The 26,179-nt window shown below is 58.4% G+C and carries 28 protein-coding genes and 1 pseudogene; 5 read left to right on the top strand and 24 right to left on the bottom strand.

Annotation, left to right across the window (positions count from 1 at the left end):
* Window positions 1-8: 8 nt before the first annotated feature.
* The 5 genes from MHY22_RS00250 to MHY22_RS00230 are packed head-to-tail and all read right to left on the bottom strand — an operon-like array spanning window position 9 to window position 3,993.
* Window positions 9-293, bottom strand: coding sequence for an acylphosphatase (locus MHY22_RS00250; protein WP_239277411.1), 285 nt, complete (start codon window positions 291-293; stop codon window positions 9-11).
* A gap of 16 nt (window positions 294-309) precedes the next feature.
* Window positions 310-1,809, bottom strand: coding sequence for a sodium:alanine symporter family protein (locus MHY22_RS00245; protein WP_239234713.1), 1,500 nt, complete (start codon window positions 1,807-1,809; stop codon window positions 310-312).
* Between the two features lie 53 nt (window positions 1,810-1,862).
* Window positions 1,863-2,678, bottom strand: coding sequence for a bifunctional DNA-formamidopyrimidine glycosylase/DNA-(apurinic or apyrimidinic site) lyase (gene mutM, locus MHY22_RS00240; RefSeq protein ID WP_239277410.1), 816 nt, complete (start codon window positions 2,676-2,678; stop codon window positions 1,863-1,865).
* A gap of 2 nt (window positions 2,679-2,680) precedes the next feature.
* Window positions 2,681-3,451 carry a ribonuclease III gene (gene rnc / locus MHY22_RS00235; protein ID WP_239277409.1) on the bottom strand — a complete coding sequence of 257 codons (771 nt, stop codon included), beginning with the start codon at window positions 3,449-3,451 and terminating at the stop codon, window positions 2,681-2,683.
* The gene (locus MHY22_RS00230; protein ID WP_239277407.1) at window positions 3,448-3,993 is read right to left on the bottom strand and encodes a DUF177 domain-containing protein; all 546 of its coding nucleotides are present in this window, start codon (window positions 3,991-3,993) and stop codon (window positions 3,448-3,450) included. The genes rnc and MHY22_RS00230 overlap by 4 nt, the downstream gene beginning before the upstream one ends.
* Before the next feature lie 150 nt (window positions 3,994-4,143).
* Between MHY22_RS00230 and MHY22_RS00225 the strand changes: the two genes are divergently transcribed.
* On the top strand, window positions 4,144-4,791 hold the full coding sequence (locus tag MHY22_RS00225; RefSeq protein WP_239277405.1) for a hypothetical protein: 648 nt from the start codon (window positions 4,144-4,146) through the stop codon (window positions 4,789-4,791).
* A 191-nt stretch (window positions 4,792-4,982) separates the two neighbouring features.
* Here MHY22_RS00225 and MHY22_RS00220 read toward each other — a convergent pair whose 3' ends face one another.
* Both MHY22_RS00220 and gdhA read right to left on the bottom strand, forming a co-directional pair.
* The gene (locus MHY22_RS00220; RefSeq protein WP_239277404.1) at window positions 4,983-5,741 is read right to left on the bottom strand and encodes a DivIVA domain-containing protein; all 759 of its coding nucleotides are present in this window, start codon (window positions 5,739-5,741) and stop codon (window positions 4,983-4,985) included.
* Window positions 5,742-5,941: 200 nt separating this feature from the next.
* Window positions 5,942-7,288 carry an NADP-specific glutamate dehydrogenase gene (gene gdhA, locus MHY22_RS00215; RefSeq protein WP_239277402.1) on the bottom strand — a complete coding sequence of 449 codons (1,347 nt, stop codon included), beginning with the start codon at window positions 7,286-7,288 and terminating at the stop codon, window positions 5,942-5,944.
* 198 nt (window positions 7,289-7,486) lie between these two features.
* Between gdhA and MHY22_RS00210 the strand changes: the two genes are divergently transcribed.
* Complete coding sequence (locus MHY22_RS00210) at window positions 7,487-8,569, top strand: glycerate kinase (RefSeq protein WP_239277401.1); 1,083 nt, start codon at window positions 7,487-7,489, stop codon at window positions 8,567-8,569.
* Here the strand turns inward: MHY22_RS00210 and MHY22_RS00205 are convergent.
* Window positions 8,566-8,964 carry a hypothetical protein gene (locus tag MHY22_RS00205; RefSeq protein ID WP_239277400.1) on the bottom strand — a complete coding sequence of 133 codons (399 nt, stop codon included), beginning with the start codon at window positions 8,962-8,964 and terminating at the stop codon, window positions 8,566-8,568. The two genes, MHY22_RS00210 and MHY22_RS00205, sit on opposite strands and share 4 nt — an antisense overlap.
* Window positions 8,965-9,000: 36 nt before the next feature.
* On the opposite strand from MHY22_RS00205, the gene MHY22_RS00200 reads away from it, so the two are divergent.
* Together MHY22_RS00200 and MHY22_RS00195 are read left to right on the top strand one after the other, a co-directional pair.
* Window positions 9,001-10,206, top strand: a complete 1,206-nt coding sequence (locus tag MHY22_RS00200; protein WP_239277398.1) for an amidohydrolase — start codon at window positions 9,001-9,003, stop codon at window positions 10,204-10,206.
* Window positions 10,207-10,303: 97 nt separating this feature from the next.
* Window positions 10,304-12,694 carry a glycogen/starch/alpha-glucan phosphorylase gene (locus MHY22_RS00195; RefSeq protein WP_239277395.1) on the top strand — a complete coding sequence of 797 codons (2,391 nt, stop codon included), beginning with the start codon at window positions 10,304-10,306 and terminating at the stop codon, window positions 12,692-12,694.
* A 72-nt stretch (window positions 12,695-12,766) separates the two neighbouring features.
* Here the strand turns inward: MHY22_RS00195 and MHY22_RS00190 are convergent, their stop codons facing one another.
* The 3 genes from MHY22_RS00190 to MHY22_RS00180 are packed head-to-tail and all read right to left on the bottom strand — an operon-like array spanning window position 12,767 to window position 13,795.
* Window positions 12,767-13,282: a hypothetical protein gene (locus MHY22_RS00190; RefSeq protein ID WP_239234725.1), complete on the bottom strand. Its 516-nt coding sequence runs from the start codon at window positions 13,280-13,282 to the stop codon at window positions 12,767-12,769.
* Between the two features lie 39 nt (window positions 13,283-13,321).
* Window positions 13,322-13,558 (bottom strand): alkaline phosphatase, encoded by a 237-nt coding sequence (locus tag MHY22_RS00185; RefSeq protein WP_239234727.1) that lies wholly within the window; start codon window positions 13,556-13,558, stop codon window positions 13,322-13,324.
* A gap of 36 nt (window positions 13,559-13,594) precedes the next feature.
* Window positions 13,595-13,795 (bottom strand): hypothetical protein, encoded by a 201-nt coding sequence (locus tag MHY22_RS00180; RefSeq protein WP_239234729.1) that lies wholly within the window; start codon window positions 13,793-13,795, stop codon window positions 13,595-13,597.
* Window positions 13,796-13,927: 132 nt separating this feature from the next.
* On the opposite strand from MHY22_RS00180, the pseudogene MHY22_RS00175 reads away from it, so the two are divergent.
* A pseudogene (locus tag MHY22_RS00175) lies at window positions 13,928-15,272 on the top strand (IS256 family transposase).
* 580 nt (window positions 15,273-15,852) lie between these two features.
* On the opposite strand, the gene MHY22_RS00170 reads toward MHY22_RS00175, so the two are convergent.
* The 13 genes from MHY22_RS00170 to MHY22_RS00110 all read right to left on the bottom strand — a co-directional run bounded on the left by MHY22_RS00170 (window position 15,853) and on the right by MHY22_RS00110 (window position 26,174).
* A complete protein-coding gene (locus MHY22_RS00170; RefSeq protein WP_005324624.1) occupies window positions 15,853-16,035 on the bottom strand; it encodes a hypothetical protein in 183 nt (60 codons plus the stop codon).
* A gap of 30 nt (window positions 16,036-16,065) precedes the next feature.
* On the bottom strand, window positions 16,066-16,956 hold the full coding sequence (locus tag MHY22_RS00165) for a cation diffusion facilitator family transporter (protein WP_005324622.1): 891 nt from the start codon (window positions 16,954-16,956) through the stop codon (window positions 16,066-16,068).
* A 293-nt stretch (window positions 16,957-17,249) separates the two neighbouring features.
* The gene (pyk, locus tag MHY22_RS00160; protein ID WP_065419714.1) at window positions 17,250-18,665 is read right to left on the bottom strand and encodes a pyruvate kinase; all 1,416 of its coding nucleotides are present in this window, start codon (window positions 18,663-18,665) and stop codon (window positions 17,250-17,252) included.
* Window positions 18,666-18,824: 159 nt separating this feature from the next.
* Window positions 18,825-19,778 (bottom strand): prolipoprotein diacylglyceryl transferase, encoded by a 954-nt coding sequence (lgt, locus tag MHY22_RS00155; protein ID WP_239277394.1) that lies wholly within the window; start codon window positions 19,776-19,778, stop codon window positions 18,825-18,827.
* Between the two features lie 45 nt (window positions 19,779-19,823).
* Window positions 19,824-20,654, bottom strand: coding sequence for an indole-3-glycerol-phosphate synthase (locus MHY22_RS00150; RefSeq protein WP_239277391.1), 831 nt, complete (start codon window positions 20,652-20,654; stop codon window positions 19,824-19,826).
* An 84-nt stretch (window positions 20,655-20,738) separates the two neighbouring features.
* Window positions 20,739-21,377 (bottom strand): TIGR02234 family membrane protein, encoded by a 639-nt coding sequence (locus MHY22_RS00145; protein WP_239277390.1) that lies wholly within the window; start codon window positions 21,375-21,377, stop codon window positions 20,739-20,741.
* Window positions 21,374-21,736, bottom strand: a complete 363-nt coding sequence (gene hisI, locus MHY22_RS00140; protein WP_150851219.1) for a phosphoribosyl-AMP cyclohydrolase — start codon at window positions 21,734-21,736, stop codon at window positions 21,374-21,376. The genes MHY22_RS00145 and hisI overlap by 4 nt, the downstream gene beginning before the upstream one ends.
* On the bottom strand, window positions 21,736-22,503 hold the full coding sequence (hisF, locus tag MHY22_RS00135; protein WP_239277389.1) for an imidazole glycerol phosphate synthase subunit HisF: 768 nt from the start codon (window positions 22,501-22,503) through the stop codon (window positions 21,736-21,738). The genes hisI and hisF overlap by 1 nt, the downstream gene beginning before the upstream one ends.
* A gap of 31 nt (window positions 22,504-22,534) precedes the next feature.
* Window positions 22,535-23,317 carry an inositol monophosphatase gene (locus MHY22_RS00130; protein WP_239277387.1) on the bottom strand — a complete coding sequence of 261 codons (783 nt, stop codon included), beginning with the start codon at window positions 23,315-23,317 and terminating at the stop codon, window positions 22,535-22,537.
* Window positions 23,318-23,320: 3 nt separating this feature from the next.
* A complete protein-coding gene (priA, locus tag MHY22_RS00125) occupies window positions 23,321-24,109 on the bottom strand; it encodes a bifunctional 1-(5-phosphoribosyl)-5-((5-phosphoribosylamino)methylideneamino)imidazole-4-carboxamide isomerase/phosphoribosylanthranilate isomerase PriA (protein ID WP_239277386.1) in 789 nt (262 codons plus the stop codon).
* A 14-nt stretch (window positions 24,110-24,123) separates the two neighbouring features.
* Window positions 24,124-24,756 carry an imidazole glycerol phosphate synthase subunit HisH gene (gene hisH, locus MHY22_RS00120; RefSeq protein ID WP_239277385.1) on the bottom strand — a complete coding sequence of 211 codons (633 nt, stop codon included), beginning with the start codon at window positions 24,754-24,756 and terminating at the stop codon, window positions 24,124-24,126.
* A 3-nt stretch (window positions 24,757-24,759) separates the two neighbouring features.
* Window positions 24,760-26,010 carry an MFS transporter gene (locus tag MHY22_RS00115; protein WP_225746757.1) on the bottom strand — a complete coding sequence of 417 codons (1,251 nt, stop codon included), beginning with the start codon at window positions 26,008-26,010 and terminating at the stop codon, window positions 24,760-24,762.
* A complete protein-coding gene (locus MHY22_RS00110; RefSeq protein ID WP_005324605.1) occupies window positions 26,007-26,174 on the bottom strand; it encodes a hypothetical protein in 168 nt (55 codons plus the stop codon). Before MHY22_RS00110 ends, MHY22_RS00115 begins: the two co-directional genes overlap by 4 nt.
* Between the last annotated feature and the right edge of the window lie 5 nt (window positions 26,175-26,179).

Raw genomic sequence — 26,179 nt, 5'->3', positions numbered from 1 at the left:
GCTGCGAGTTAACGTTCGATGAAACCAGATTCGCCCTTAGGGGCAGCCCACTGTTCGACAACCAGATCCACCGTTCCCGGGCGGCGGGTCGTGCTCGGCTGCTCATTGAGGAGTCCCAGCAATTCTTCGCACTTCTCCCGCGGGCCTTCTGCTACCACCTGCACCCGGCCATCTCTCAGATTGGTGGCATGCCCGCTCAAACCGAGCTCCAAGGCACGGGAGCGCGTCCACCAACGAAAGCCCACGCCTTGGACGTTCCCGTGGACAAAAGCGGTCATTCTTTCCAGTGCCATGCTGCCTTCCTAATTTCTAATAGCGGTCGTGGTGTCCCTTATCGCGCAGCACGCGGCGATCCTCCTCGCTGCGGCGAGTGACAGGATCCGATCCGTCCCAGCACTCTACGCCCTTCAGCTCCGGCATCATATCGCGGTGGAATACCGGATCGATGCCGTGGCTGCGCTGCTCGTTGTAATTCTTGAGCAGCTTAATCGCCACACCGGATAGTGGCACGATGGCGATGATATTTAGGATCACCATGGTTGCCGCACCGGTATCGGCCAAAGCAAAGACCAGCGGCAGGGAACCCACTGCGCCGAACCAGACAAAGAAAAGCACGACGAGGCGGAAAATTACCAGCGCAGGCTTGCTTTGGGTGAGGTACTCCAGGTTAGATTCCGCCAAGTAATAATTGCCCAGGATAGAGGAGAAAGCCAGGAAAAAGAGGATGAAGCTGACGAAGTGGATTCCCCACTCGCCCACCTCAGAAGACAAAGCCGCCTGGGTCAAGGAGACGCCCTCTGCTTCAGCACCGTAGGCAATCTCCGGCCCCAGCAAGATGATGAAGGCGGTGATGGTACACACCACCAAGGTGTCAAAGTACACGCCGAGGGTCTGGACCAGCCCCTGCTTGACCGGGTGGGACACTGCCGCGGTAGCCGCTGCGTTCGGAGCAGAGCCTTCACCGGCCTCATTAGAGAACAGTCCGCGCTGAATGCCCTTCATCATGGCCGCGCCGAGACCCGCGCCTGCGATTTCCTTAATGCCTAGCGCGTGACCGACAATATCGCCAATCATTCCCGGCACCTTGTCAAAGTTGGTGATGACTACAAAGCCGCCGATAAGCAGGTAGGCCACCGCCATAAAAGGCACGATGATCTGGGTGATATTGGCAATGCGGTTCACGCCGCCAAAGATGATGAGGCCCGCAACCACGGCAATAACAACACCGATAATGGAGCGGAACATGGTGTCATCGCGGTCAAAGGAGAAGGACACCGCATCTGCAATGGCGTTGGTCTGAAAGGCGTTGTAGACCAAACCAAAGGTAAAGGCGATAGCGATGGAGAAAAGCGCGCCAAGCGGGCCCCAGCCCAAGCCGCGTTTCATGTAGTACGCCGGGCCGCCGCGGTACCCGTCGCCATCGCGCACTTTCCACAGCTGCGCCAGGGTGGACTCGATAAATGCAGTTGCACCACCAAGGATGGCGATGAGCCACATCCAAAAGACAGCACCTGGGCCGCCCACGGAAATAGCCACGGCCACGCCGGCCACGTTACCGGTGCCAACGCGGGAAGCGGCCGAAATAGTGAAGGCCTTGAAAGCAGAGATGCCGCCATAGTCCTCGTCCTCATCGCGCCCTTCCCCCTTGGGTCGCTCGACGACGGCGCGGAACATGTCCGGCACCATGCGCACCTGCACCAACGCGGTACGGATGCCGAAGAATAGGCCCGCAGCGATGAGCAGCCAGGGCAGAATCCACGACCAGACGCCGTCATTAAATGTCGTTACGACATTTTCAAGAAAATCCATGCAGAATAATTTACTGCCTTGAGGTTCACAACGTGAACCCCATGCGCCATAACTTATTGACAATGGGGGCAGAAATGGGTGGAACGTCCTGAAATTACGCAGCGCTCCAAGGGCGTTCCGCAGCGCTGACAGGGCTGGCCAGCCCGCCCATACGCGGCCAGGGAACGCGAGAAGTATCCCGATTCACCATTCACGTTGACGTACAAGGAATCAAAGCTCGTGCCACCCACTTTTAGGGCGGCGGCCATGACCTCCTGGGCCGCTTCGAGCAGGGCAACGGCATCCTTTTGCCGCAACGTCGATGCCCTTTTGCGGGGCGGAATCTGTGCCGCCCACAGGGATTCATCGGCATAGATATTGCCGATTCCAGAAGCCAAGGTTTGATCCAAGAGTGCGGTCTTTACTGCAGTCTTCTTTGTCCGCAGGCGCCGGGCGGTTGCCACAATGTCGAAATCTGGTTCCAACGGGTCAATGCCTATGTGCGAGATCTTCGCCCACGGTGCATAGAGCCAATATCCAAAGGTGCGCTGGTCTACAAAGCTAAGCTCTACCCTACCGCTTAGCTGAGCGCTAATGCGCAGATGCGGCGAATCGGTCGCACCGATTCGAACCTGGCCCGACATGCCTAAGTGGATGAAGAGGACGTCGCGGTGGGGATCCATGGAATCTTCGCCCACAAATTCCAGCCACATAAACTTTCCCCGCCGAGCCACAGCAGCGATCTCTTTACCGACAAGAAGACCGGGAAGTGGCTCATCTTGGCCACGGTTGGCACGCGGGTGCAGGACGTGCACAGACTCAAAAGTCCGCCCCACCACGTGGGGCTCAAGACCCCGGCGGACGGACTCGACTTCCGGCAGTTCCGGCATACTTAGCCTTCTTTATGCGCGGTGCCCTGCACCAAAAGCGGGGTTTCGCGGAGGGTCTGGCACGCCTCTTGAGCTGCTTGCTGCTCGGCCAGCTTCTTATTGTGTCCCACTCCATTGCCCACGGTCAGACCAGCAACGGTGGCTACCGCGTTAAAGGTCTGGTCATGTTCTGGGCCGGTGGAGGTAGCCGAGTAGACCGGCATTGGTGCCTTAAGCTCGGCGCACAGCTCCTGCAAAGTGGTCTTCCAATCTAGGTGGCGACCGCTCACAGTGGCGTTGTCGATCTTTTCTGCAAATAGGCGCAGGATGACATCTCGCGCAGTTTCGAATCCATGCTCGCGGTAGATAGCGCCAAAGATTGCCTCGGTGGTATCGGCAAGGATGGAATCCTTATCGCGGCCACCGGTCGACTGCTCGCCCTTGCCCAGCAAAATGTGCGGGCCGAGGTTTATCTCACGGGCGATATCCGATAGTCCGTAACGCGAGACGATCGAGGCACGCATCTTGGAAATATCCGATTCCGGACGAGAAGGATAAGTGATGTAGAGCTGAGAGGCCACCGACAGGCCCAGCACCGCATCGCCCAAAAACTCCAAGCGCTCGTTATTAGGCAAATGCCCATTCTCATTGGCAAAAGAGCGGTGAGTAAGCGCCAAACGCAGGTGCTCCGGCTTCAACTCCACGCCGAGCGATTCCAACAATGGGGTGTGGTCTACTGCAGCAAATTCGGCTGCCAGTGCCTCTTCCCCGGTTAGCTTCTTTTTGCGGCTCATAGGAACTTCTCCAAACCAGCCCAGCGGGGATCGACCTTATCTTCCTCTTCTTCGCCAGAGGTACCGGTGGTCACCCCTTCAGGCGTGTCAATCTCACAGCCGTCCTCACACACCGGCGCGAAGGGAAGGTTGAGGCCTGCCTCATCGATCACGGCCTGCAAAAGGTCCAGCTCATCATCCTCGATCTCCGGAATCTCATCTCCGGAACCTTCATCATCGGTTGCAGGATCATCGCCAGAGACGAAGGATTCATCGGCAGCAAAGACCTGCGTGACATGCAAGTCCAGCTCTGGGTGCAGTTCCTTCAAGCACCGAGAGCATTCCCCTGTCAGCCGTCCAGATACGTTGGCATCCACCAAGACACCTGCACCTAGAGGGGTCAAGGTGGCCTCTACAGTCAGCTCCTCGCCCTTCGGAATGGCGATCATCTCGACGCCGATCCTCTCAGGTGCGGGGCCGGTCTGGGTGCGTTGCTCCGGCAGTGCGTCAGCGCCTTGGGCGTTCAACAATTCGCCCACATCGAACTTCAATGGTGATGTCATAACACTAGGTAGTCTACCTTGCCCCGCAAACTCCGCCTAGCGGCCAGCACAGGCAAACTTTCTGTCAAGAGTCTGTCGTTTAAAGTAAAAGGGCCTATGCCTTTCCGGAGTAGCCTTTTCCCAAGCCAAAGCCGTCTTTAGTGTGGAGACATGACTTACCACTTGGCGCTAGCCTCCCCGGATCCACGCAGCATCGCACTCGGATTCGTCATGTTCAGCTGCCTTCCTGCCGCGGTATTAACCATTTCCGGCACGCTCGTACACGCCACTCCACAGCCGGACCGTTCAGGCATCTATGGCGCTAGTGGGATTCGCCTTTTTACTGCACTCATCTGCAGCATCGTTGCTGGTTTAATTGCTGGCACCATCCTGGTATTGCCCACTGGCATGGATCTTTCGGTGCTTACCGGCGCACTCATCTTTTCCCTAAGCGCAGGCGCCATTACCTGGTTCTCACGGGAGACCATTCCTACCGCGCTTATTTCTGTAGGCACCATGCTAGTTGCCACAGGTGCGCTAGTGAGTATGTGCGCGGTGTGCTTTCCGCAGAACTTTAGTGATAGTTCTTTGACGTCACTGTCTTCCTATTTCTTTACCGCACTCGTTGCATTCCTTTTCCCTGGCTTAGTGACCGCAGTCATTGCAGCATGTATGGCCGTCCAATCCGCCGCGCCTGCGCAACTCACCTCGGGGAAGGAAGGCGGCGCCATGTCCGCACACACGCCGTTAACAGCTGCTTCCTATGCAACGAATACGGCAGTGCCCACCGCACAGCCTCGCTCCCGCGCAACTTCCTGAACTGCCCGCACTGGTAGGAAAACATAAAGACCCTGGTGGGTGGGCAGACGGTGTACGACAAACCGTCTGCCCACCCACCAGGGTCTTTGGCCGTGCCTGATGTATGGGACTAAACCATCCCTCACCCCTTAAGTTCCCCAGCCCGGGTACCTCCGGGAAATGAAACTTGAGGGCAGAAAGAATTTAAAGGCTTAGCGCTCGTTATAGCGACGCTCGTAGGCCTCGCCTTCTGCGTAACGGGAGCCGCCCGCAACGCCACCGGCACGACCCGAGGACTGGTAGTCGCCGCCACGGGAACGGACTCCGGCACCGCCGCGCAGTGCAGAGCGGTCGGAGCTTACGGTGCGCAGTAGTCCATTGAGAGTGGTTTCAAATTCGCTTAGCTTGCCGTCTACAAACTCGTCGCATTCACTACGCAGACGGTTGGACTCGGTGTGGGCGGACTCCACGATGCGGTGTGCTTCCTCATCAGCGCGGCGCACAACTTCAGATTCCGAAACCATACGCTCTTGCTCGGCACGGCCTTCTGCCACGGAACGCTCATATTCATCATTGGCCTGAGCGATGGTGCGGTCTGCTTCCGCGCGGGCCTGTTCCACCATGGACTGAGCGCGAGCTTCAGCATCAGCCACTAGCTTGGCGGCATGCTGTTCTGCGTGGGACACCGTGGCATCCGCCTCCTCGCGAGCATGGCCCACGATGTCGTCGGCCTGCGCATTAGCATCATTGATGGTCTGGTCCGCGCGCTCTTCGGCGCCGTGGAGGATTTCATCCTGCTTATCCAAGACATCCTGCGCGTCATCAATTTCAACGGGCAGGGCGTTTCGGAGGTCGTCGAGAAGCGCGAGCATTTCATGGCGCGGAACCATGCAATTAGAGGTCATGGGGAGGCTATGGGCCTCTTCCAAGTGCTGGACTAGTTCATCTAGGGACTCAAAGACACGGTACATGCTGCGAATTTTACATGCCCTCACGCGCCAGACGTGGAGGCCACGCACCGAGTGTGTACTGCGGATTTACCCTCCAGTGCCGACAATCGCCTTGCAACCGCCCACTCACGCAATCTATGGCGCGTATTTACAGCACAAGCTCCCCTTCTCCACTACACAAAGGCAGCACAGAAGGGGGACTTGAAAGAAGAAGTGAGCAGCTAGATAACGCCCTGTGCCAGCATGGCGTCCGCTACCTTCTTGAAGCCAGCAATATTTGCACCGGCAACGTAATCGCCTTCACGGTCATATTCCTTAGCCGTGCTATCGATGTTTTTAAAGATATTGGACATGATCGCATGGAGGCGATCATCGGTGTACTCAAAGGACCAGGAGTCACGGGATGCGTTTTGCTGCATTTCTAGCGCGGAGGTAGCAACGCCACCAGCGTTGGCGGCCTTGCCCGGCGCGAAATTGATCTTAGATTCTTGGAAGATGTGGACCGCCTCTGGGGTAGACGGCATATTGGCACCTTCGGCTACGTAGCGCACGCCGCCGTCAACGAGCTTCTTTGCGGATTCGCCATCGAGCTCATTTTGGGTGGCACACGGCAGAGCCACGTCTGCCTGTACTTCCCAGATATTTCCGCCTTTGTGGAATTCCACTCCGTTTCCAGCCTCTTCGGCGTAGGTGGAAATACGTTCACGGCGGGTTTCCTTTACATCCTTGAGCAGTTCAATGTCCACTCCATTCGGGGTGGTGATGTAGCCGGAGGAATCAGACATCGCAACTACGGTGGCGCCGAGCTCTTGGGCCTTAGCGGCAGCGTAGATGGCCACATTGCCAGAACCGGAGACGATAACCTTGGCGCCGTCGAAAGACTCGCCGTGCGTCTTCATCATCTCATTGGTGAGGTAGACCGTGCCAAAGCCCGTGGCCTCAGTACGAACCAGGGAGCCACCCCAGGTCAACCCCTTGCCGGTGAGGATGCCGGATTCGTGCTGGGTGGTCAGGCGACGGTACTGACCAAAGAGAAAGCCGATCTCACGGCCGCCGACGCCAATGTCACCGGCCGGCACGTCGCGGTATTCACCGATGTGGCGGTGCAGCTCCGTCATAAAGGACTGGCAAAAGCGCATGACCTCTACCTCGGACTTGCCCTTAGGATCAAAGTCAGAACCGCCCTTGCCGCCACCAATGGGCAGGCCGGTCAGGGAGTTTTTGAAGATCTGCTCGAAGCCAAGGAACTTGATAATGCCCAGGTTGACCGAGGGGTGGAATCGCAGGCCACCCTTGTAGGGGCCGAGCGCGGAGTTGAACTGGACGCGGAAGCCGCGGTTGACCTGGATTTCGCCATTATCGTCGATCCATGGCACCCGAAAGATGAGCTGGCGTTCAGGCTCGCACAGGCGCTCCACCAGGCCGTAGTCCGCGTACTGCGGGTCTTTTTCTAGGACAATTTTCAGCGAATCCAGGACCTCAGAAACAGCTTGGTGGAATTCTGGTTCTCCCGCATTGCGCTTGAGCAATTTGTCGTAGTACTCAGAGATTTGGCTATCTACTGACATGGTGTGCATTCCATTCTGTGGACTTGTAAGAACAGATACCAGCTTCCTATCAAACTACCGATAATGCAAGCAGGTTCGAGGGTTCAGGTAGATACATACCCCCTTTACCAGCCACGTTAAAGATGGATATTTTCTGTAGTCCGTTCGAATCCTAAGCCGCGCCGTGCCCCAGCGCGGGCGGGCTTTATAATCACGGGCATGCATATTGTTGTCGCCCCAGACTCGTTTAAAGGCACCGCCTCCGCGCCCGAGGCCGCAGCCAGCATTGCTATGGGAGTGCGCCAGGCGCTTCCCGACGCCACGGTGACCACCCTGCCCATGGCTGATGGCGGCGAGGGCACCGCCGCTGTCCTTGCACAGGCGGCAGCGGCCGGTGGACAATCCGCCGAGACCATCACCCTGCCCACTACCGACGCCAATGGCCGCTTGACTCAGGCGAGCTATGTTCTCGCCGGAACCACGGCATTCATTGACGCCGCCTCTGCCACCGGGTTGCCCGCTGTGCAGGACAGCCTGGATCCGCTCCACGCCGATTCCTATGGCACCGGGGTGCTGATCGCGGACGCAGAAACACGTGGCGCTACCTCGATCGTGCTGGGATTAGGCGGCACCGCCAGCATTGACGCCGGGATGGGCATCCTCACCGCACTCGGCGCCGCCGCACACGACGCCCGCGGCTATGCCCTGCCCAAGGGCGGCGCTCCCCTCGTTCAGCTGGACCACATCGACACCGCGCAGCTCAATATCAAGGCGGGCATGCTCGACTTCACACTGCTGGCAGATACCCGCGCTACCCCAGTGCAGGCGGCAACCATGTACGGCCCCCAAAAGGGAGCTCAAGGCGAACAAGTAGCGCTGCTGGCCGGCGCCATGCTCCGAGCCTGCGAGGTTACCGGCACCGATGCAGATTCTGCCTACTATGGCGCCGCGGGTGGCCTTCCCATTGGCCTGTCCTGGCTCTCACGCACCCTTTGGGGTTCAGAGGAACACGTGCGCGTCCTGTCCGGCGGCACGCACGTGGCCGCAGCACTGGGCCTTCCGGAAAAGATCGCTTCGGCCGATCTCGTCCTTACCGGCGAGGGCCGCTTTGATGAACAGTCTCTGACCGGCAAGGCAGTCGGAACCATCACGGATCTCGCCCGGCAAGCCGGAACACCGGTGGGCATTGTCGCCGGCTCCTTCGAGCATGACACCGACGCCTACTGCGCTCCCCTTAGCCAAGAAGGCTCGTTGGCCCAGCAGCTAGCGGCGGCCGCCGGGGACATCGTCAAGCAGCTCTAAGGCCGAATGGACAGCGACCACGGGAAGATGGCGGGCCGCTCATGTGCCAGCTCATCTTCTAGCAATACGTGGTCCTTGGGCAGCACTGCATGCGGGGTTAGAAGGCGCGAGAGCACCATGCCCAGCTGGTTGACCGAGCCACTCACGCCCGCCACCGCAATGTCATAGCGGTGCACGCTCGCGTCCGCAAGGTCACGGTCCTCATGCTCGTCGCGATAATTTTTCCGCAGCTGCTCCTCCAGCCCCTCTGGAAACTGCGGTGCCTTGGGGTGAGTAACGTCAGCGGAAGAAAGCGAACCGCTCTCCACCAGCTTGTCGGTGGCGGTGGTAAAGATTTCCGCGACGCGCTCTGCTTGCCCGTTGGGAACCAAAACATCAAATTGAATAACCGGCATAGCGCCAACCCTACCCAATCCCTAAGGTGTGAAACCATGTCTGATTCTGCCCGCATCGCCCAGCTCGTCACGTCCCAGGAAGCCGACCTGGGGTGGCAGCAGGACTTTTACGAAGACCTGCACCGCCACCCCGAGCTTTCGCATGAAGAAGAGCGCACCGCCGGTCGTATCCGCGCCAAGCTCGCCGATTTTGACTGCGAGGTAGTAGAAAACATCGGCGGCTTTGGTATGGTCGCTATCTTCCGCAACGGCGATGGTCCCACTGCTTTGCTGCGCGCAGACTTCGATGGGTTGCCTGTCGAGGAAGCCACGGGCGTGTCCTATTCCGCCACTAATGGAAAGATGCACGCCTGCGGGCACGATATGCACACCACGGCGCTGCTGGGTGCCTGCGCGCTTCTCGACGCCTCCCGGAGCTCCTGGTCCGGCACCTTCCTCGCCCTTTTCCAACCGGCCGAAGAATCCTCCGTGGGGGCTAAGGACATGTTGGCCGATAACCTCATCGAGCGCGTGCCGCGTCCCGATATTTGCCTTGGCCAACACATCATGCCCGGCCGAGCTGGCACTGTGCGCCACACCGCAGGCCCCATCATGGCCGGCTGCGATTCCCTGCGCATTCGCGTCTTTGGAAAATCGGCCCACGCCTCCATGCCCCATAACTCCATCGACCCCACCTATATCGCGGCCATGATCGTCACCCGCCTCCAAGCTATCGTGGGCCGCGAAGTTGCCCCACACGAGTTCTTTGTCATCTCTGTAGGCGAGCTACACTCCGGCGATAAAAACAACATCATTCCCGAATCTGCCGAGCTCGTGCTCAATACGCGCTATTACGATCCCGCACTCGCGGGAAAGGTCTATGCCTCCCTCGAGCGCATGGTCAAGGCCGAATGTGTGGCGTCCGGAAGCGAGCAAGACCCGACCTTTGAGTACTACGCTCACGGCGAGGTCACTGATAACGACGCCACGGCCCACGCCCCAGTGGCCGAGGTTTTCGATGCCGCCTTCGGCTCCGATTCGGTCATCGCCGCCCCTTCTACCGCCTCTGAGGACTTTTGCTACCTACCCCAGGCATGGGGCGTACCTTATGTCTTTTGGCACATCGGCTGCACCCCGGAAGACGAGTTGCAAGACCCACCGGTCAACCACCAGGCGACCTTCCTGCCGGACTACGCCCCGACCGTCCATGCCTCCACCCGGGCGGCATATGGTGCGGCATTGACTTACTTGGCAAAGCCCTAGGTACCCGGCGCGCCTTTACCTATTCCCCCTGCAAGGCTGCGCCAATCCTATTAAGCTGGCAGGCGTTTCGTGACTTTCCACTAACTTAAGGTTTCACATGAGCCAGCCACGGCACTCTGTTTTCGAATCCACCGTTCCCTCCCATGTTCGTGCGGCCTCCGGTGTGAGCCCGCACAGCGCTTCCTACCGCAAGTTCTGGTCGGGCCTATCCGGCGCCGTCATGGAGCAGATTGCCGATAACTGGGAGCGCACCCGTTCCGCCTATGCCGCGACCCGCCAGCAGCATTACTTCTCTGCGGAGTTCCTGCAGGGCCGCGCGCTGCTCAATAACCTCACCAACCTGGGCTTGGTCGACGATGCCAAGGCAGCGGCCACCGCTGCCGACCACGAGCTGAGCGATGTCCTCGAAGCTGAGCACGATGCCGCGCTCGGCAACGGTGGCCTCGGCCGCCTTGCCGCCTGCTTCCTCGATTCCGCTGTCACCCAGGACTACCCCGTCACCGGTTATGGCCTGCTCTACCGTTACGGCCTTTTCCGCCAGTCCTTTGAGAATGGGTTCCAGAAGGAACAGCCTGATGAATGGATGGAAAACGGCTATGACTTCATCATCCGCCGCGCCTCCGAGCAACGTCGTGTCCACTTCGATGACATGGATGTGCGCGCCATTCCCTATGACATGCCTATCACCGGCTATGGAACCGATAACGTAGGCACGCTACGCCTGTGGAAGTCCGAGCCCATCGATGAATTCGATTACGACGCCTTCAACTCCCAGCGTTTTACGGAGGCCATTGTCGATCGCGAGCGCGTCATGGATATCTGCCGCGTGCTCTACCCCAACGACACCACCTACGAGGGCAAGGTACTGCGCGTTCGCCAACAGTATTTCTTTGTCTCCGCCTCCCTGCAAACCATGGTGGATAACTACATTGCCCAGCACGGCGAGGACCTCACCGGTTTTGCGCAGTACAACTCCATCCAGCTCAATGACACTCACCCAGTGCTCGCCATCCCAGAGCTCTTGCGCATATTGCTCGATGACCATGGTCTGAGCTGGGATGCGGCGTGGAAGATCGTCACCGAGACCTTCGCCTACACCAACCACACCGTGCTCGCAGAGGCACTGGAGAGCTGGGAAGTGTCCATCTTCCAAAAGCTGTTCTGGCGCATCTGGCAGTTGGTGGAAGAAATCGATCGCCGCTTCCGCGAAGATATGGCCCATCGCGGCCTGGATCAGGGTCGCATTGACTACATGGCGCCGGTGTCCAACGGACAGGTTCACATGGCCTGGATCGCCTGCTACGCCGCTTACTCCATTAACGGTGTCGCCGCCCTGCATACCGAAATCATCAAGGCCGATACGCTGTCCGAATGGCATGAGCTCTGGCCAGAAAAATTCAACAATAAGACCAATGGCGTCACCCCGCGCCGCTGGCTGAAGATGTGCAACCCCCGCCTGGCAGAACTGCTCACCCAGCAGGCTGGTTCCGATGCGTGGGTTACTGACCTCACCCAGCTGACCAGACTCGCCGATAAGGCCGACGATGCTGACCTACTACGAGAACTGATCGCCATCAAGCAGGCCAATAAACGCGACTTTGCGCAGTGGGTAAACGTCCACCAAGGCGCTGAAATCGACCCTGATTCCATCTTTGACGTGCAGATTAAGCGCCTGCACGAGTACAAGCGCCAGCTGATGAACGCCCTCTACGTCCTTGACCTCTACTTCCGCATCAAGGGAGAGGGCGAAACCGTGCCGAAGCGTACTTTCATCTTTGGTGCCAAGGCCGCACCGGGCTACGACCGCGCCAAGGCGATTATTAAGCTCATCAACACCATCGCAGACCTGGTCAATAACGACCCGGCCACCAAGGACATCATCCGCGTCGTCTTCGTAGAGAATTACAACGTCTCCCCCGCAGAGCACATCATCCCGGCCGCTGATATCTCCGAGCAGATTTCTGTGGCTGGCAAGGAAGCCTCCGGCACGTCCAATATGAAGTTCATGATGAATGGTGCCCTGACCTTGGGCACCATGGATGGAGCAAACGTAGAAATCGTCGAGGCGGTTGGCGAGAACAACGCTTATATCTTCGGCGCCCGCAATGAGGAGTTGCCGCAGCTGCGCGCCGAGTACAACCCGGGCGAGCTTTACCAGAGCGTGCCAGGCTTGGCCCGCGTACTGGATGCGCTTGTCGACGGCACCCTGGGCGCAGACAATGCCGGTATCTTCGGCGATCTGCGCGCCTCGCTTCTCGACGGCTTCGGGGAGCACGCCCAAGACCAGTACTACGTCCTAGGTGACTTCGCCGACTACCGCGAAACCCGTGACCGCATGGCTGCCGAATACGAGGCAGACCAACTTGCCTGGGCCAAGAAGGCGTGGCTCAATATTTGCTACTCTGGCCGCTTTTCTTCCGACCGGACCATCGCGGACTATGCCAACGAGGTCTGGAAGATCCAACCAACTCCGATTTCCCAGAGCTAAGAAAAGTCCTGCCCTCCGCTTCTGCAGCTGAGGGCAGGACTTTAACGTGGCGTTAGGCCTACTTCCGTTTGTTTAGCGCAGGCCGACGCGCTTTAGCTGCTCATAGATGGGCTTTAGGTCAATATTGAGCACACCCATCTGCGTGGCTAGGAAACCGAGTCCGCCAACGACAGCGCCCAAGATTCCTAGGCCTGTAGCTAGACCTGCGGCAAAGCCCTTGCTGCTGCCCTTCTTTCCTGCATCATCCGCCGGATTAGTAGTACTTCCCGGCTGCTCTGGCTCGTCGGCAGAGCCGGCGTCACCATTCCACCACTCATCAAAGACCAAGTTGGCCACCAAGGTGTTATCGATGAAATCGCCGCGCACCGAATCCGTACCGGAGGTATTAGCCATGATGTCCTCAGAGCCTGCACCCTTGAAGAAGAATGGCACCAATTGGTTGGTGTGCTGCCCGGAGTACCAACCGTGCCGAGCGACCTTGCCCTTTTCGCCTTCCATGGCGTTAAAGCGGTCTTCCGCATCAGGGTTGTCGTCCGTCGCTGCCTCATTCGCACCGGATAGATAACCGGTTTCGTGATCCGCGGTCACGACGAGCAAAGTGTCCTCCCACGAGGAGTTCTCCTCTACCTACTTGATGGCAGCATCAACCGACTTATTAAAGTCCTGAGTCTCCTCGATATCGCGCACTGGGTTATTTCCGTGGCCGGCCCAGTCGATGGCACCGCCCTCAATCATGATGGAAAAGCCATCCTCGTCCTGTCCCAGCGCATTGAGGGCGCCAGTCGTCATGGTGGGGAGATCGACGACGTCGTTAAGCTCGTCCGAGTATGGAGCCTTTGCCTCGCCCGAGCGGGAGTTCTGCAACGTGGAACCTACCTGCGCGATACCCCAATACTGCTGCTACGGCTTGACGTCACCTTGCGCCATCTTCTTGAAGTCATCGTTGGACTCGAAGTAATTCCAGTCGGTCTCGCCTCCGGAAAGCTTGGCGTAGTCGTCCTCGTACATGAAGCTATAGTCGGGAGTATCGACCTTCTGGTGGTCATTATCGTAGAACGGGTGGCCAGCGGCCATGACCAAGTCGAGGGCGCTGCCGAGCATCTCACGGCTAATGTCCTGCAGCTTATCGCGGTCCTTGTTGTGCGCGGCCCACGCCGCCGGAGTGGCTTCGGAATAGAGAGTGTCTGATGGTTTGTGTGTGGGTACCTAACCTGCATGAGGAGATGGACCAGAATGACTACTGTGGCGAGACGAGATCCGGCTGATAAGGCCAAGATTGATGCGATTGAAAAGAAGCTTCTTGCTAACCCTGACATCGCGCAACTGATTGATGACCTAGGCACGTCTACAACGGATGCCAACGACCTGGTTCGCGGCATGTTGCAAGCCTCGATTACCAGGGGGACTCAACGCTGAAATGGATGCCCACCTGGGCTACGAGTCTGGCGACAGGAGCGCTAAAGCTGCAGCTAGAACAGACAATCACCGCAACGGGTCGTATCCAAAGACTGTGGATTCTAACTACGGGCCAGTTACCGTTGATGTGCCGAGGGATAGGGCTGGCACATTCTTGCTGACTATGGTCCCTAAAGGTTCTAGGCGCTTGACTGATGTCGATGACATGACCGTTAGCTTGTACGCCGGTGGGATGACAATTAGGGACATCCAGCATCATATGGCAACGGCGATGCGTGTTGATATTTCCCATGAGACGATTTCCGCGGTTACCGATGCCGTCCTCGATGAGGTCATGGTCTGGCAAAACCGCCAGCTAGACGAGTTCTACCCGGTCATTTTCCTGGATGCGCTGCGCATTAAAGTCCGCGATGGCGGCCGAGTGGTCAATAAGTCCGCGTACATGGCAATCGGCGTGGCTCTCGACGGTATCAAGCACTTTTTGGAATCGTGGATTGCCAAAGAAGAAAGCGCTTCATCCTGGGCGCAAGTATGCGTCAATCTTTCTAACCGTGGGGTCAAGGACGTCTTTATCGTTTGCTGTGACGGGCTTAAAGGCTTGCCGGAAGAAGTAAAGGCAACGTGGCCGAACTCTATGGTGCAAACCTGTATCGTGCACCTGATTCGTGCCGCTAACCGGTGGGTAGCCTACGGGGATCGCCGGGGCGTATCGGCCGCGTTGAAAAAGATTTACACCGCCACGGACGAGTCCACAGCTAAGGCTGCCTTAGACGAATTTGAAGCCTCTGAATTGGGAGAAAAGTATCCACGCTCAGTCAAAGCCTGGCGAGATGCTTGGGCGCGTTTCGTACCGTTTCTGCAGTTCCCACCAGCAGCCAGCAAGGTCATTTACACGAAGAATTCGATTGAATCATTCAACAATGAACTGCGTAAAGCTACCCGCAACAGGGTGCAGTTCACTAACAATGAATCAGCGCTCAAGACGCTATGGTTGATGATCTGCAATATCGAAGACAGACGAGCTGCCAAGAGAGCGAAGCAGGGCAAACGAGTCTCAGCGACAGCCGGCAGACTCATGGAAGGGACCTGAGTTTCCGGCTGGAAACAAGCCATTAACCAAATGGCCGTGGCCTACCCCGACCGCTTCGATAAATACCTATAAACCTAGCCCCACACACAAACAACTTGACACCCTCCGAACAAGCAAGCATTGATAGATGCAGGTCTGCACTACATTTTGTCGGTGAAACCCCACCGTGCCTGAGGTGATTGAAACCTGGCGGCGGGAAATCTCTGGTGAAGCCTACGCCCACGGCCAGATCTGGACACAAGCCTCGGCAAGCGATGCGCGCAAACACACAACCCCGAATACGGTGACCCACTTCCAGTACTCCTATGATCGGGCCAGACGCGGCCTGCGCGGAATCAAAGAGCAAGTCGCAAAAGCCAAACGCGCTGTTGACGGCGAAATCGCCATTAAGCGCAACCGCTATTTCGATCTTTCCACCCCGAACAAGAAGGTCAACTACGCTCTTGCTGCCAAACACCGAGCCCTAGCCGGAATTAAAGGCTATGAAACCGACCTGACCGCTCTTCCCGCCCAGGAGGTTATCGGGCATTACCGCAGGCTATTCCACATTGAAAATGTCGTATCGGATGTCGAAATCAGACCTGAAAGCACGCCCAATCTATGCGAGGAACAAAACTCGATCACAGCACATCCCAATATTGTGATGGCAGCACTAGCCGTGACCCACCTGATGGAGACCCGCAGTGGTCACTTCATCAAACGCCTCGTGAGAACACTCAAGAAATACCGCAGCTTTCAACTCGTCGTTGGCGGCGAAACCATTCACGCCGCCGTACCATTCCCGCCCGACCTCACTGCCACCATCCAAGTAATCACCGGCCGCGAACTTCCGCACAAAATTGGCCTAAGTCAGGTTAGAAGGGAATCAGCACACCGTCTCGTGGGATTCGTGCTCTGGGTGCTCAATCTGGATGGTGGAGTGCTCGATACCGTGTTCGCGCAGGGCCTGCTGGGCGGCATCCAACAGCGGGCCGGTGCCGACGGTGCCGTCGCGCACGATATGCACGGTCGTGAGCACGTTCACGCCGTCCAGGCTCCACAGGTGCAGGTCGTGGATGTCAGCAACGCCCTCGACCTGCCGCAGCGCGGGCTCGATCGCACTGGCGTCGAAGTCCGCCGGGACTTGCTCGAGCAGCACGCTCGCCGAAAGCCGCATGAGCTGCCAGGCGCGCGGCAGCACCATCGCCGCGATCGCTAGGGAGGCGATCACGTCCGCCGCCACAAACCCCGTGGTCAGTACCACGATGCCGGCCACGATTACTGCGATCGAGCCGAGCATATCCACTAACACGTGCAAGAACGCGCCCTCCACGTTGATCGAGGATTTGCGGTGCCGGTGCAGAACCCACGCCGATAGCGCATTCGCCACCAGGCCGATCACCGCGATGATCAGCATCGTTTTTCCCTGCACTTCGGCCGGGCTCTGCAGGCGGCGCACCGCCTCGACGACAATCCACACCGAGATCGCCAGCACCATCACTGCGTTCGCCAGTGCAGCAAGCACCTCCACTCGTCGGTAGCCGTACGTGGCCTGAGCCGATGCTTGTCGGCGCCCAACCAACACCGCTAACACCGCGATGATCAACCCCGCAGCGTCGGAAAGCATGTGCATCGCATCCGCCATCAGCGCCATCGAACCCGCCAACCAGCCGCCGATCAGCTCCGCGAAGAAGACGGTGCCGGTAATGCCTAGTGCAATCAAGAGTGCGCGCAGCGGCGTGCTGGAGTGATCGTGGTCGTGGTGCTCGTGTGCCATGCACTCAGCCTACCCCCGTCGACGCTTATTGACAATTAAATGAAAATGAATGACGGTAAGCGCAGCCACTGAGGCCAAGTCGGCCTGATTTAGGTCATTGTGCAGTTGTCCTTTGAATGTGTAGAGAAGCTGAAACATGAACAACCAAAAAGTACTGCAGCCGCATGTCAGGAAAGCAACCGCTGAGTGTACACGAGGTAAATATAAATCTACATTTGTATAAATGTATATAGAAAAGCGCCGCGACCCGTGGAACATGTTAAAGGGTGGGTCGCGGCGCTCGTGCCAAAAATCTACTTCTTGGTTTCACCCAACAAGTGACACTGAATCATGTTGGTGTTGCCAGCAATTCCTGGAGGAGTACCAGCAATGACGACAATCATGTCACCTTCCTCGTACCTGTCCATCTCCAGCAATGCATCATCGATGGCTTCCATCATGTCATCGGTGGACTTAACGTGCGGGCTCAAGAAGGTCTCAGCACCCCACGTCAGAGCCAGCTGGGAACGAACCGCTGGGTCCGGCGTAAACGCCAACAGCGGAAGCTGGGAGTGCAGGCGAGCCACTCGCTTAGCGGTATCACCGGAGGTAGTAAAGGCTACGATAGCCTTTGCATTGAGGCGCTCGGCAATATCGCGGGCGGAATAGGACACCACACCACGCTTGGTGCGCGGAACGTGAGTCAGCGGTGGAACCTTGCCACCATCTTCAGCATTAGCCACGATCTTAGACATGGTGCGCACGACGTTCTGCGGGTCAATACCCACGGAAGTCTCACCAGAGAGCATAACGGCATCAGCGCCATCGAGAACGGCGTTAGCCACGTCGGAAGCCTCTGCACGGGTCGGGCGCAGGTTAGAAATCATGGAATCCAGCATCTGGGTAGCCACGATGACCGGCTTAGCGTTCTCGCGAGCAATCTGGATAGCGCGCTTCTGGAACAGCGGCACGCGCTCCAGCGGCACCTCAACACCGAGGTCACCACGGGCAATCATGATGGCATCGAATGCCAGCACGATAGACTCGAGTGCGTCTACCGCCTCAGGCTTTTCCAGCTTGGCAATGACCGGAACGCGGCGACCCTCTTCGTCCATAATCTCATGGACCTTATCCACATCTGCTGGGGAGCGGACAAAGGACAGTGCCACGAGGTCAACGCCGAGCTTCAAAGCGAAGCGCAGGTCAGCGATATCCTTTTCCGACAAAGCCGGCACGGAGATATCCATACCAGGGAGGGAAACGCCCTTGTTATTGGAAACCGGTCCACCTTCGGTGACCTCACAGACAACGTCGTTGCCGTCGACTTCCTTACAAACAACGGCAACCTTGCCGTCGTCGATCAGCAGGCGGTCACCTGGCTTGGCGTCCTTGGCCAAGCCCTTGTAGGTGGTGGAGACGCGGTCATGGGTGCCTTCGATATCGTCCACGGTAATGCGGACGATCTGGCCGTTATCCCACTGCTCCTCGCCATTGATAAAGCGGCCAAGGCGAATCTTGGGCCCCTGGAGGTCCGCCAAGATACCTACGGCGCGGCCGGTCTTATCGGTGGCCTGGCGCACCCAGTTGTAATTCGCCTCATGGTCTGCATGCTCGCCGTGAGACATATTCAGGCGGGCAACGTCCATGCCATCCTGTACGAGGCGCAAGATGCCATCCTCGCTAGCAACGGCGGGGCCGAGAGTACAAACAATCTTCGTTCTTCTATCCAGCATTATTGGCCTATTCCGTCGGGGGAAATTGAACACTCCCCAACCTACTCCTCCGAAAGGATTGGGGCCACAATTTCTCGGTTTCATTTTCCGAGCGGGCACCCCAAAATGCACCGTTTCCCACACGACCAAAACCAACCGGACACACTTGGGCAGTGTTTACGTCGATAAAGAACCCGGTTGCTGTCCATTAGATACCGCGTGCTCATCACTGTGCTCATCAGCATCCCGGCGCTCCGCCCAATATTTAGTATCCACCTCTTCGGGGGACTCTGGGCCCTGCCGGTGCCTATCAAGCACAAAGAAGACAATCGCGGCGATGATAAAAATCACAAGGGAGACGATGATATTTACGCGCACCCCAAAGATATGGGTTGCTTCATCGGAACGCATCCCTTCAATAAAGAAGCGCCCCAATGTATAGCCCATGACATAGAGGGCAAAGACGCGCCCGTGCCCCAACTTCCAGGCCTTGTGAGCCCACAAGAGGAAAAGGCAGACCAGGACATTCCACACGAGTTCATACAGGAAAGTCGGGTGTACCGAGGTCATGACCTCACCCGTGGAGTGTCCGGAAACGGGAGCATAGCCGCCATTTTCATTGACACGGTAATAGATATCTAAAGCCCACGGAACGTCGGTCGGGCGCCCATAGAGCTCCTGGTTAAACCAGTTACCTAGGCGTCCAATCGCCTGCGCGAGGACGAGGCCTGGCGCCACCGCGTCAGCAAAGGGGCCGAGCGGCACCTTCTTCACTTTGAAAAGCACCCACAAAGCTAGTGCGCCCAAGGCTACGGCGCCCCAAATACCCAGTCCGCCATTGGTGATCTTCAGCGCGTCCGCGGGATTGCAGCCATCGCAGAAGTACTTCTGGTTATCGGTAATGACGTGGTAGAGCCGCCCGCCAATGATGCCGGCTGGGATGACCACGATGGCGGCATCCCATACTGTGTCTGGGTTACCGCCGCGTGCGGTGTAGCGGCGTAAGGTCATTCGCAAGGCGACGATAATACCTACGATGATGCACAGCGCATAGGCACGAATGGGAATGGGCCCCAACTGCCACACGCCCTGCGGCGGAGACGGAATATTTGCAAGAATTTCTGTGTACACGTAGCCAGTGTGCCTTATCCCCCACCCCACCAGCTAGTTGGGGTCTTATTCTATCTTGCGCGCGGGGCACGCTGGATGCTGCCCGGCAGCCACCAAAGAGCGCGCCAGCGCCGTAGGATCCTGGGCAGCCATGACTGATTCGCCCACCAAAACTGCATCGGCGCCGCGTGAAGCATAGTGAAACAGGTTGCGCGCGTTATTTACCCCGCCTACTGCGATGCGCAGGATGGATTCGGGTAAGCCCGGGGCGATATCGTTAAACGCCTCGCGGTTAATGGCATCCGAAGCCAACGACCACGCATTGATGGCAATGACGCTACTTCCTGCCTTGATTGCGCGGTCAACCTCGGCGCAGTTGCGTACCTCTACGATGGCGGTCATACCGAGCGATTCCACCCGATCCAAAAGCGCCTCCAGGCGAGCTTGCTCTAAGAGTTCAACCTGCAACGGAATAGCATCGGCCCCAAAGCACCGGGCTTCATGAATTTGGTAAGGGTCCACGATGAGATCGCGTGACATCATGGGAATATCAATCGCAGCGCGGGCGACTGCCATGTCTTCCAAAGAACCATGAAAACGGCGGAAATCGGTCTGGCATGCCATGAGATGTACGCCGCAGTGTTCAAAGGTGCGGGCCCATTCCGCCATCTGCTCCGCAGAGCCAACATGTGCGATTTCACCACCGTAGGGTACGGCGCGCTTGAGCTCTGTGATGACCGAGCAGCCTGTGCGCAGCAAAGCCGCGCGGGCATCCCGGGGAGGCTCCATGTCACGCGAGCGGGCTTTCACCTCTTTGAAAGACACGCGAGCTTCCCGCGCAGCGACGTCCTCCAAGACTCCTGCAACAAGGTGGTCAACGGCAATGGGCGTAGGCATCAGCACCTCCCTCCACGGGCGATTAAAATCACATTTAGGTTAACCCGCTAGCATGCCGTTCCGGAAATTACACAGGAAACGGGGCTATTTTTTGTCCATATCGGTGGGATCGATATCACTATCAAGAGCGTCCCACATCACGCGGCCAGAGTCGGAAGAGGTTTCCAAATCCTCCTCCAACTTTGCCTGCCGTGCCGCTGGGGTTTCGTATTTGCTAGATGCCTTCGCCTTATCTACGCCCGGATTGCGTGCAAGCATGACTGCACCGAAGAGGGCTGTTGCCGCACCTATTAGGGCCAGAATTGGTCCCAGGGAATGCACCTCGGTGGAAACAACTGTGGCCCAGTCAGAGATCTGGGCAGAGTCAACGGCGTTTTCATTGGCTGAGGCCCCCTGCAGGATTTTCTGCGCGCGCTCGGCGTCCGCGCCCGCAGTCAGCAGGCTCACCGGGGTCCATGCACTGACCGCGGCCGCGAGGGCGCACACTACGCCCACCACTCGCCTACCGACGCGCCGCAGCGCCATCCCCGCGACGGCACCGGCTACTAGAACTAGGGTCAGGGCCATGATCTCCAGCGACCAGGCCGAGCCGATGATGTCATTGGCTGCGGAGCCGGCCTTGTCGTCCTCGCTGGCGGCTACCACCCACGTAGCACGAGAGGACAGCCACAATACGATGGCTCCTACAGCGATAAGTAGTGGTCCAAGGCGTCTAGCCTTCACGGTTGCCCTCCTAGGAGATCGGTGGCGTCAAAGCACGTGCGGTCACCGGTATGGCAGGCGCCGCCGCGCTGCCGCACGGTCAGCAGAATAGTATCTCCATCGCAGTCAAGGCGAACGCCCAGCACCTCTTGGGTATTTCCAGAAGTTTCTCCCTTGACCCAATATTCATTGCGCGAGCGCGAAAAATATGTTGCCTTGCGGGTAGCGAGGGTATGGGCCAAAGCGTGGTCATCCATCCAGGCCATCATCAGCACCTCACCAGACTCAGCTTGGGCAATGGCCGGCACCAAGCCTTGGTCATTGCGCTTGAGCTGCTTGGCGATGTCCCCGTTAAGTTCATAGTTGCCCGGGGTACTCATCAGCGCACCTCGTAGCCCGCAGCATCAAGTGCGTCTTTCACGTCGCTGATTTCTACTTCACCGAAGTGAAAAATGCTTGCTGCCAAGACGGCATCGGCGCCAGCAGCGACGGCCGGTGGAAAATCTGCGGCGTTTCCCGCGCCGCCAGAGGCGATAACGGGAATGGTCACCGCTGCGCGCACGGCGCGCAGCAACTCAAGGTCAAACCCTTCCTTTGTGCCGTCGCCATCCATCGAGTTAAGAAGGATCTCCCCTACGCCGAGTTCCTCGCCGCGGCGTGCCCATTCGATGGCGTCGATCCCGGCCGATTCCGTACCGCCGTGCGTGGTGACCTCAAAGCCGGATGGCGCATACTCTTCGCGGCACCGGCGGGCATCAACGGACAGCACGATGCATTGAGCCCCGAAAATCTCAGCCATGTCGCGCAGCAGTTCCGGATTATTAATGGCCGCGGTATTTACAGAGACCTTATCTGCCCCGGCGCGCAATAATTCTCGGACGTCATCAACGCTGCGAACTCCGCCGCCCACCGTCAATGGAATAAATACCTGGTCTGCGGTGCGGCGCACGACCTCGAGCATGGTGGAGCGCCCTTGTGTAGAAGCAGAGACATCCAAGAAGGTAAGTTCATCGGCTCCTAGGTGGTCATAACGCGCGGCCAGCTCCACTGGGTCGCCCGCATCGCGCAGGTTGTCAAAGTTAATGCCCTTGACCACGCGGCCTTGGTCCACGTCTAGGCAGGGGATCACGCGTACGGCTACAGCCATGGCGGCCGCCTCCTTCTTTGGGTGTTTAGTCTTAGCGGTGAAATGAACCGGTGTGACGAGACAAGATATCCACGATGGTGGCATGAACTTGCGGGGTACCTGCCACCATGCCGCGCGACTGCGCGGTCCACGGATTTCCTTCCGGATCGGTGACAACGCCACCAGCGGCCTGAATCTGCAGTGCTCCCGCGGCGTTATCCCATGGGTGCGGAGAGAAGTTAATCGCGCCATCGAACACACCCTGCGCGACGAAGGCATTATCAAGCCCCACAGAACCGGTCATCCGCGGGCGCAGTCCGGTCTCGCGCAGCTCGTGGAAAATGTCGGTGGGCAGGTGGGAAGAGCAGCCCACGTGACCGCGTGCTTCATCAAAACCCATTGCTTCGTCCCCTCCACCAAAACCAGTGGCAGGCCCACCTACTGAGCGCAGCGGGGAGCCATCGCAGGTGACCAGACGGCGCCCCAGAAGCGGGAAGTCAGATACCGCAGCAACGGGCGTACCCTCATGAATGAGCGCCACCAGGATGCCGGCCATGGGGTTTCCGGCAGAGTAGTTTGCGGTGCCATCGATCGGATCTACCACCCACACGGTATCGAGCACGCTGCCGCCTGATTCTTCTCCATAGACCGGGATGCCAGTCATCTGGGTCAAAATATCGCGCAGCTGTTGCTCAATGACGAGATCTACCTCGGTGGCGAAATCTCCCTGCCCCTTAAAACGGGCGGGCGCAGCTCCGAGGCCGGAGCGAAAAATGGGTTCTACTTGGTCTACGGCCGCCTCCGCGAAGGCCACCAACTCGCGGGGTTCCATCATGACTTAGTTGTCCTCAGGGTCGAAAGGGTCAATGGCTTCTTCCGCCGGCAGCGGCTCTACCTCGGCCACCGCAGCGAGAGCTTCGTCGAGGGTGAAATTCCCCTCGTACAGGGCCTTGCCAATAATGGCGGAATCGATGCCCTCATTTGCATAAAGCGCCAGCTCGCGCAGGTCTTCCACACTGGAAATGCCACCAGAGGCGGTGATCTTTGCTTCCGTCGCCATCGCTACCTCGCGCAGGAGCTCAATATTAGGTCCGGTGAGCGTGCCGTCTTTAGACACATCTGTCACCACAAAGCGCTGGCAGCCGGCGGCATCGAGGCGCTCGAGTACCTCCCACAGATCGCCGCCATCGGAGACCCAACCATTGCCGGCGGTCCGCCATTCGCCGCCCTCTTCGCGCACGGCGAGATCCACGGCGACCTTATCGCCAAAGCGCGCGAGGATGTCCTCGATCCATTCCGGCTGCTCTAGAGCAGCCGTGCCGATACTAATGCGCTGCGCACCGGTAGCCAGCGCGCGCTCTACCGCGGCATCATCCCGGATGCCTCCGCTAAGCTCCACATTTACACCCAGCTCGCGGGTAATCATCGCCATTTCTTCGTGGTTGGAGCCCCGACCAAATGCCGCATCCAAATCCACAAAGTGCAGCCAGTTCGCGCCTTGGGACTGCCACTTTTGCGCGGCATCGCGCGGGGAACCATACGAGGTTTCGGTGCCTGCTTCGCCTTTATCCAAGCGCACGGCTTGGCCTTGAGATACATCGACTGCGGGCAAAAGCGTAAAAGTCATATCCATCATCCTACCTAGAGCGTGCGCATCCAGTTTTCCAAAAGCTGTGCACCGGCGTCCCCGGATTTTTCAGGGTGGAATTGGGTCGCCCACAGCGCACCGTTTTCTACCGCCGCGACAAACCTATCTCCTGCGTGCTCGGCCCAGCTCACCAGCGGCGGGCGGGTAATTTCCGTTTCCAATTCCCAACGGTGAACGCCATAGGAATGCACAAAATAAAAGCGCTCGTCTTCGGCCACTCCAGCAAACATATCGCTGCCGACGGGTACCTCTACGGTATTCCACCCCATATGCGGCAACACCGTAGAGTGCAGCTTTTCGACGGTACCGGGCCACTCGCCGCAACCGGTGGAGTTGATGTTGTGTTCTACTCCGGCGTCGAAAAGCACCTGCATGCCTACGCAAATACCCAACACCGGACGCTCCCCCGCCAAGCGCTGGCCGATGACCCTCGGGCCCTGGACCGCCCGTAGCCCGCGCATGCAGGCAGCAAAGGCACCCACGCCGGGGACAAGCAGACCGTCCGCTTCCACCGCTTCCTTGGGGTCCGCGGTAACGGTGACGTCCGCGCCCACTCGTTCTAGTGCGCGCTGTGCCGAGCGCACGTTGCCCGCTCCATAATCCAATAATGCGACCGTCTTTGCCATGGGCTACACCTTACGCATACGGCGCAGACGCGTCCGGATATCGTTGGTTTCGCTCACCCGGGTGCGCCCGAGTACGAAGTCTGCCACCGTCATAAGCAAACCAGCAACGAGGATGGCCACGCCGGCCCCAAACGCCCCCGCATAGCCGTAGCCGGCGACCAAGGCGCCCAAAAGGGTCGAGCCCAAACCGGTGCCGCCGTCATAGAAGATATTCCAGATGGCCGAAGCCTCCGAAACTCGCTCACGCGGCAGGCGATCAAACATCGACAGCAAGGCCTCATTTTGCGCAATACCAAAGGCACCGCCGAAGAGGAAGGCGCCCAACACGAGCCACCATACAGAGCCGTCGAGATAGAGAGGAACGGCAATGGCAAGCACACCCACGATGGCCATGATCTGGCTGGGGATGTAGAGCCGGCCAGGAGTGCCCACGCGGTCTGCCACCATGCCGGCAAAGTAGCGGAAAATCATGGCGGCGCCGCCCACGATGGATAACATGATGCCGGCCAGGCTGGCGCCGCGCTCGGCATCAAGTTCTTGCACCGCCGGCGGCAGGAAGGATGATACGGCGCCATAGCTCATAGAAAACGTCGTCAGCGCCAACGCAGGGACGAGCACCAGCTTCCACGTAGGAACGCGGATAAGGTTCGGCTCCTCTTCGGTATCGGAGGCGAGCGTGACCTTGATCTTGGGAATGCGCAAACACATGCCAAAACCCACGAAACCAATGATGCCGGCGGTGATATACGTCGAGGCATACCCCAGCTTTTCCGCCATGATCAATCCCAAGGGCAAAAAGACCATCTGGCCCAGGCCAGTAAAGACACCAATCATGCCGGTAGCCTTGCCCAGCAGGCGTACGGGCGCTAGTTCCGCAATGAGCGCGGACTCAGAAACGGTCAGCGCACCAAAGCCCACGCCGCGCAGAGCGGAAAAGAGCAGGACAACCCAAGCATCGGTGCCCAAGAGGTGGCCGAAGGCAGGTACACCCAAGGTAAAGGCAGAAAGCGCCATCACGCGGCGGTAGCCCCACCGGCGCAAGAGCCACGGGGAAATGATCTGGGTCAGCACGGTAAAGGCCATGAAGATGCCCGTGGATGATCCCGCCAAGGTAGCTGAACCGCCGGAGTCAATGACAGCTAGCGGCACTACGGGAAGGAGGATGGACCAAGCACCGAACGCCGCGGCAATGGCCACCATGGTGGCGGTGTAGCCTGGGATCTTCCAGATATTGGTTTCTTGGGTTGTACTCATTTACCAAACGCTCCTACCATCCACGAGATAGCTGCTACCACAGTGATTGCGGCCAAAAGTGAGGCTACGACTGTCATCGCCTTCGACCCCTGTTGGTAGGCAGACCATGCGCCTCCTACCAACATGCCGGCTACGAGGAAGAGGACCAAGATCATAAAGTGCATGCGTT

The sequence above is a fragment of the Corynebacterium sp. ACRPO genome (assembly GCF_022347205.1).
Lineage (GTDB): Bacteria > Actinomycetota > Actinomycetes > Mycobacteriales > Mycobacteriaceae > Corynebacterium.
The sequence above is the reverse complement of the archived record's forward strand: the minus strand, read 5'-3'. Positions and strand labels throughout refer to the sequence as shown.